The organism is Desulfonatronospira sp. (assembly GCA_003563255.1).
Taxonomy (GTDB): domain Bacteria; phylum Desulfobacterota; class Desulfovibrionia; order Desulfovibrionales; family Desulfonatronovibrionaceae; genus Desulfonatronospira.
The window spans coordinates 1-6,848 of record PWSL01000272.1 but is presented as its reverse complement, the minus strand read 5'-3'; the positions used below and the strand labels follow the sequence as shown (position 1 = coordinate 6,848).

Annotated in this window: 3 protein-coding genes; 1 reads left to right on the top strand and 2 read right to left on the bottom strand. The window is 52.9% G+C overall.

What is annotated here, in order from left to right; translation table 11 throughout:
* The first annotated feature begins 370 nt into the window (after positions 1-370).
* Positions 371-2,398, top strand: coding sequence for an acetate--CoA ligase (gene acs / locus QZP87_RS07895; protein ID WP_291322375.1), 2,028 nt, complete (start codon positions 371-373; stop codon positions 2,396-2,398).
* A gap of 465 nt (positions 2,399-2,863) precedes the next feature.
* On the opposite strand, the gene QZP87_RS07890 is transcribed toward acs, so the two are convergent.
* Together QZP87_RS07890 and QZP87_RS07885 are read right to left on the bottom strand one after the other, a co-directional pair.
* Positions 2,864-5,029: a HAMP domain-containing methyl-accepting chemotaxis protein gene (locus tag QZP87_RS07890; protein ID WP_291322374.1), complete on the bottom strand. Its 2,166-nt coding sequence runs from the start codon at positions 5,027-5,029 to the stop codon at positions 2,864-2,866.
* 249 nt (positions 5,030-5,278) lie between these two features.
* Positions 5,279-5,797: a cache domain-containing protein gene (locus QZP87_RS07885; RefSeq protein ID WP_291322373.1), complete on the bottom strand. Its 519-nt coding sequence runs from the start codon at positions 5,795-5,797 to the stop codon at positions 5,279-5,281.
* Between the last annotated feature and the right edge of the window lie 1,051 nt (positions 5,798-6,848).

The window sequence follows — 6,848 nt, the reverse complement described above, 5'->3', positions numbered from 1 at the left end:
GGAACATTCTTCGGACGCTCCGCGTCCAAAATGATCCAGCACTCACTTTTGAATACTATTATTTACCTGGTACTTCTCCATTGTCAAAAGTGAGTGCTGGATCGAAAAACGTTTCCACGCAGAGCGTGGGAACGATAAGAGAAGAGTTTCTATGCCATCGGCGTCTGCACAAAACGAGAAGTCAATACTATTGTAAAGATTATTTCTACTTACTGCCTAAGCTCCGTGGAGCGGCTTTTTTTCCGCTGGATTTTTGGAGCAATTGCATGTTATCATCCGGCAAAAGTGCCTGTCTCCAATTGAGACAGGTAATCAAATTTTTAAAGTTTCGCTGTAGTGTTATAAACCTTTTCATATAAAGGAGGGGGAAATGTCAAAGAATAAACATGGGGCCAGTACCCACTATGCAGTCCATTGGCAGGAAGAGCAATACTATTACCCTGGCCCGGAATTTATCGGGCAGGCCAACTGCACTGATCCTGGAATATACCAGCGTTTCAGCCTGGACAGGTTTCCAGAGTGTTATAAGGAGTTTGCTGACCTTTTGCACTGGGACCGGTACTGGCATACCACCCTGGATACCAGTGACGCTCCCTGCTGGAAATGGTTTGTAGGCGGCAGGCTCAATGCCTCGTATAATTGCGTGGACAGACATCTGCAGAAACACAAGAATAAGACCGCCATTCATTTTGTACCCGAACTTGAAGAAGAGCCCGTCGAACATATGACCTACCAGGAGCTTTATCGCCGGGTGAACGAGACCGCAGCCGTGCTTCAGGATTTCTGCGGTTTGCAGGCTGGAGACAGGGTCACCCTGTACCTGCCCATGACTCCGGAACTGCCAGTTACCATGCTGGCCTGCGCGCGCCTGGGTATAATCCACTGCCAGGTATTTGCCGGATTCAGCGGCAAGGCCTGTGGGGATCGGATGCACGACTCTGAAAGCAATATCCTTATCACCATGGATGCCTACTATAGAGGCGGCAGGCTTCTGAACCACAAGGTCAATGCGGACCAGGCTGTACAAGCCGCCGAAAACGCCGGCCAGAAAGTAAGCAAAGTACTTGTCTGGTGTCGCTATCCTGGCAGATACTCATCATCTGAACCAATGGTGGAAAACCGGGATTTTTTTCTGGATGAACTGGTCAGGCAGCACAGGAACGCGACCATCAAACCAGTATCCATGCCTGCAGAAGACATTCTGTTTCTCATGTATACCAGCGGATCCACAGGCCGACCCAAGGGTTGCCAGCACAGTACCGGCGGATATCTTTCCTATGTGACCTGGATGTCCAAGTACGTGCAGGATATCCACCCCGAGGACGTTTACTGGTGCCTGGCGGACATCGGCTGGATCACCGGGCATTCCTTCATTGTTTATGGGCCTCTGTCCCTGGGAGCCAGCACAGTCATCTACGAAGGAGTTCCCACCTATCCGGATGCAGGCCGATGCTGGAGGATCGCACAGGAACTGGACGTAAACATCTTCCATACTTCCCCCACTGCTGTCAGGGCCCTGCGCAAGGTTGGCGGAGACGAACCAGCCAGGTACAATTATCATTTCAAGCACATGACCTCTGTGGGCGAACCCATAGAGCCGGACGTGTGGCGCTGGTATTATGAGGTAGTGGGCAAGGGCAGGGCGGTGATAGTGGACACCTGGTGGCAGACCGAAACCGGAGGTTTTCTCTGCAGCACCATGCCTGCAATAGATCCCATGAAGCCGGGCAGCGCAGGTCCGGGGCTCCCGGGGATTCACCCGGTGATCTATGACGACGAGGGCAACGAACTTAAGCCTGGCGAGGGCAAGGCTGGCAACCTGTGCATCCGTAACCCCTGGCCGGGAGCCTTCCAGAGCATCTGGAAAGACAGGGAGCGCTATATCAGAAGCTATTACGGCAAATACAACAGGGACCCCAAAAGCAGGGACTGGAGGGACTGGCCGTACATGGCCGGGGATGCGGCGGTCCTGGAATCTGACGGTTATGTCCGTATCCTGGGCAGGATAGACGATGTAATCAATGTTTCCGGGCACAGGCTGGGAACCAAGGAAATCGAGTCCGCTGCTCTGTCTGCTGATGGTGTGGCAGAGGCGGCTGTTGTGGCCATGCCTGATGAAATCAAGGGCATGGTGCCGGATCTGTATGTTTCCCTGAAGCCGGGAATTGATCCCAGCGATGAACTGGAGAAAAAGGTCATATCCACTGTTGCCGATGTGCTGGGCAAGATAGCCAGGCCTGCTCATGTATATATTGTTCCGGATATGCCCAAAACGCGCTCCGGCAAAATAATGCGCAGGGTTCTGGCTTCTATCTCCAATCGTCGGGATATCGGGGATGTAAGTACGCTGGCCAACCCGGAAATTGTGGAGGAAATCCGTCAACAGGTTCAGGGCTGACTACGGTTCCATGTAGACCAACCATTGAGGGGGCGGATACCGGCCCGGGGACAGTCCCGCACTTATACTCCGCGTCCACAATGACCGCAGGAGCGGTCGGGCTACGCTCCCACGCAGAGCGTGGGAGCGATAAATAACATATTCTCACGCAAAGGCGCAAAAGTCGCCAAGGAAGACAGGATTTTTTTCTTGTTCCCAGGCTCCAGCCTGGGGACATCGCTTTTTTGTGGCTCCAGCCACATTTTTTAAGAAGCGGCTGATGCCGCAAGAACTAAGCGTTCCCAGGCTGGAGCCTGGGAACGAGAGGTAACCCGGAACGAAGAACCAGGAACCGATTGTAACGACCAACATGTTGGTTTAAAATATCAATTAAGCGCCTAAGGCCTGCCACGCGCTTCGCGTGGTTCTTGTTTTTTGTGACAGATAGATCGCTGCAATAATCATTTGCCGCGCAACATCAAAGCATCAGCCCTGCTTAAGCTGATGTACCAGATCCTGGAGTTCCATGGCCTGCCTGGCTAATTCTGATATGTCCTTGGCCGACTGATCCATGACCTCGCTGGTCTGCCCGGAAATGCGGTTGATGTCTTCCACGCTGCGATTGATCTCCTCGCTGGACGAGGACTGTTCTTCTGCGGCTGCGGCAATGGACCGGACCTGGTCCGCCGCATTTTCCACAAGGGCTACTATCTCCTGCAGAACAACGCCGGACTGATGGACCAGCTTGGTTGCATAAGAAACTGCTGTTCCAGCCTGCTCCATGCCCTGGAGGTTGCTCCGGGTGCCTTCCTGGATATTTGAGATGGCTTCACCCACTTCCTTGGTAGCGCTCATGGTCTTTTCCGCCAGCTTGCGCACCTCGTCGGCCACTACAGCAAAGCCGCGTCCGGCCTCTCCGGCCCGGGCAGCTTCAATGGCCGCGTTCAGGGCCAGCAAGTTAGTCTGATCGGCGATGTCCTCGATGACGTTTATGATTTTGCCGATCTGCTCGGCCTGCCGGCCGAGTTTGTCCATGTTGTCCGCCATTCCCTGGGCCTTGTTTTGCACCTCGTTGATGGCCGTAACCGCCTGTTCAACTACATGCGAGCCGTCCTGGGCTTTTGCCATGGCCTTGTCCGAACCTTCGGCTGCTTGAGAAGCGTTCCTGGCCACTTCCAGCACCGTGGCGTTCATCTCCTCCATGGCCGTGGCCGTCTCGCCGGTGCGGCTCTTCTGCTCCTCCGCGCCCCGGCTGGCCTCTTCCACCTGGGCGGACAGCTCTTCAGAGGCCGAGGTCATCCGTTCCACCACGGATTCCAGGCTGGCCGCGGCCTGGATCATTCCGTCGCGCCTGGCGTTTTCCGCCTTGATCTGGGCTTGTCTGGCCTCTTCCGTCGCCTGGCAGGCCTTTTGGGTTTCCAGTTCGGCCTCGCGGCTTTTGGACTCGGCCCGGGCAATGGTCTGTTTCAGTTCATCGACCATTTTCCGGATAGAGTTCTTCAAGCGATCGGTTTCCGCGGCAAACCTGCCTGACAAGTTGGCATCAAGATTTCCCTGGGAGACTTCTTCCGAGTAACGGACCAGCATGTTCACGGGACGGGTGATGCTCCGGGCGAGAAAAAAACCGACGAGAAAAAGCGCCAGGGCCGCTACAAACACTGAGGCCCAGATGACTTGATTATTCAAGGCCCGGGCGGCAACGGCGGCGGAGTTGCTCGTATTGATCATATCCTGGGTTAAAGACTGAATTCTTTCGACACTGCCCTCCAGGGCCGCGAGTTCCTCTTTTTGTCGCTGCCAGGCGGCAAAGAGACTCCCCAAAGACTTCTGCTCCGGTTGTCCGGTGTCGGCCGTATCGACGCCCTGTCCCAGCTGATTGCTGATGCGCTCGATTTCAGTTTCAGCAGCCTTCCAGTGATCCTGGAAAGTCTGGCTGAGACGGGTGATGGGCACTCGGACATTGCGCATGAATATCTCGTGTTCCTGCAGTTGTCCGATCCGGTTGCGGGTGAAGGCGTCGCCGTCGCCGGTCAGAATCAGTTGCCGGGCATAGAGCTGCATGCCCTGCAGATGGGTGTTGAGCTGATAAACAAGTTCGCGTGTATTGACGTAATCAGAGGGCAAATCAGCCAGTTCCATCCTCAGGCTGGCCTCGCGGTTGCGGATGAGCTGGACTATTCCAGGTGCTTCGCGGGTACCAAAAAGGTGCCTGTCCACGATGGCGAAACTGTTATCCAGTTTTTCTACTTCATTGCGCAGCAAGGTTACCTGGTCACTTAAACGCTGGAAAATGGTCTGATGGGCTATTGTTTCGGTCCTGATCCCCTCGATCAGGGTACGCATATCTTCTTCGTGGGCCAATTCCAGCGCACGGTCGAATCGTATGTTGTATTCCCGCAACTGAGTACTGATCCGATCTTGAAGACTCTGGTTCCCGGTTCGGATAAAATCATGCTCCAGCAATAGAATCCGCTGCATTTCCAACAACATTTCATTCCCGGATTGAGACAGTTCCGCGGAACGCTCCCCGCGCACATACATAGTGTGCCCGACAAGGGCGACCGTCAGCAGAAGAAGAACACCCAGCAGGGGTAAAAGCAAAATCTGAACTCTGATGCTCATGCCTCCAAACAGTCTGTATATCTTGGTCATGGCTTCTCCCTGGTTACTCTTAAACAATAATGGCTGCGTCGCCCAAGGTCATCATGTGGCGAAGAAAACGGCAAGACCGGAATCTTTGAAAGTCGAGGGGCTCTACGGTGTCAGATTTTTGCATACTCTTTTATGAATGCCGTGGTTGAATTGAACATGTTTTCAAGGTGAATCAACAAACCATCTGGCTTGTTCCATAAGCGGCCGCCGGGACTATGGGTTTCAGTGACCGGCAGCCGCCATCTCACGTTATTCCGCGTAAAAACCAGCATTAATGACGACATCACCCTGGCGCTTGTAATAGACGATTTTCTTGAAAGGCTTGCGGTTGCCCTCGTCGTCCAGGAAAAAACCGCCTTTCCCATCAGGCTTGGTCCAGTAATACTCAATCCATCCGGTGGCATCCTCGTCAGCTTTGACATTTTCAAACATCGGCACAAAAAACGGTGTGTCCTCCACCGGGCAACGCAGACCAAGCAGGTTCTGCCCGATGAGGCCCGGCTGGGTGGGATGCGCCAGAATATTGGCTTCAAGATCCATGAGGTAGACATAGTCACTGCCCCACATGAACTCGCTTTCCGGGTCATTGACCACCTCGATCCCCGCGTCGAGACCTTCTGTAGTGATTAATGCGGCTGCCGCATTGACCTTGTCCACGACAAAGGCCTTCTCCTTGTCTATGTCTACCGGTCCGCTGGCCCAGGCCGCGGCAGCAAAAAGAAGAACCACGAATCCCGCCATGCAGGATGCTTTTAACAGAGTGTTCATTGTCATTCCTCCTAGAACAGGATGTCAGTCAGGATTAATTTTACACAACCAAAGAAAAACTCCCGCCGCTTTCCTAACAAATCAGTATGTGCCGGGCATGTCATCCTCCTTCTGGTCCATATTGAACCATGTTGAATTCTTGGCAACCATTCTACATCACACATCCAGTGTGAGCCTTATTATGGCTCCGGATTCCCGCTCCCCGTCCGCCGAGGTCATGGAGGGGAACGATGTTTTTTTGCCGTGATCAAGCCGCTCATACCCGCGAAGACCTAAGCGTTATCTCTGTCAAGCGTTGCCATTGAATCGATCTGTCAGGCGCAAGAACTTGATTTTCCAACGTGTTGACAGGGCTATCCAAATCAAGGGCTGCTGATAGGGCATCTTCAGCTTCTTGATCCTGCTCCGGAATCAGGGTGTGGAAGTAAAGATGCCTGTGTGGGCGTTCATGAGAATGTCATGAATATCATGAAAGCCAGTCGGGCCGGAATGTTTATTTTCATGGAAGGTCGGGACATCATCAACTCCGAAAAGAATAAAAGTTCACTGAGAGAAAAAAAGCGGGTTGATTTCTGATCGGGTATCTGTTCAGCGCTTTGCATATGGCACGGGGACAGACTCTTTCGGGACCCGTTTGTCCGAAAAAATGAGTCGTTCTGAGCAAAAAAATGATGCTCAAGTAGGTCCCGGAGTGTCTGTCTGCTGCTTTCATTAAAAGCGCTGACAGATACCGTGCATGAGTCTTGTCCTGCCTGAAGTGGAGACTACCTCATTTCAGACCTTACAGATCCATCTTGCCCCAAAATTCTGCACTTTGTCCATAACTATTACACATAAATATTTCCCTATTAGCGTTGACAAACCATGGATGAAAGCGCCTAACGCGGGCTGTGCCCGCAACCCAAGATAAAGCAGTGCTCTTATCCCAATTGGGACAGTCCCGCACTTATTTTTCTGATGAATAAGTTACAGCCATGAGATTTTCAAAAATAAGTGCGGGACAGTCCCACTGCCAAGCGCTGAACCCCGCCATGGCATAAATTTTTCTTGT

What these genes read in the sequence shown, in the direction of transcription:
- QZP87_RS07890 (WP_291322374.1), bottom strand. Translation starts at nt 5,029, where the DNA reads ATGACCAAGATATACAGACTGTTTGGAGGCATGAGCATCAGAGTTCAG.
- acs (WP_291322375.1), top strand. Translation starts at nt 371, where the DNA reads ATGTCAAAGAATAAACATGGGGCCAGTACCCACTATGCAGTCCATTGG.
- QZP87_RS07885 (WP_291322373.1), bottom strand. Translation starts at nt 5,797, where the DNA reads ATGAACACTCTGTTAAAAGCATCCTGCATGGCGGGATTCGTGGTTCTT.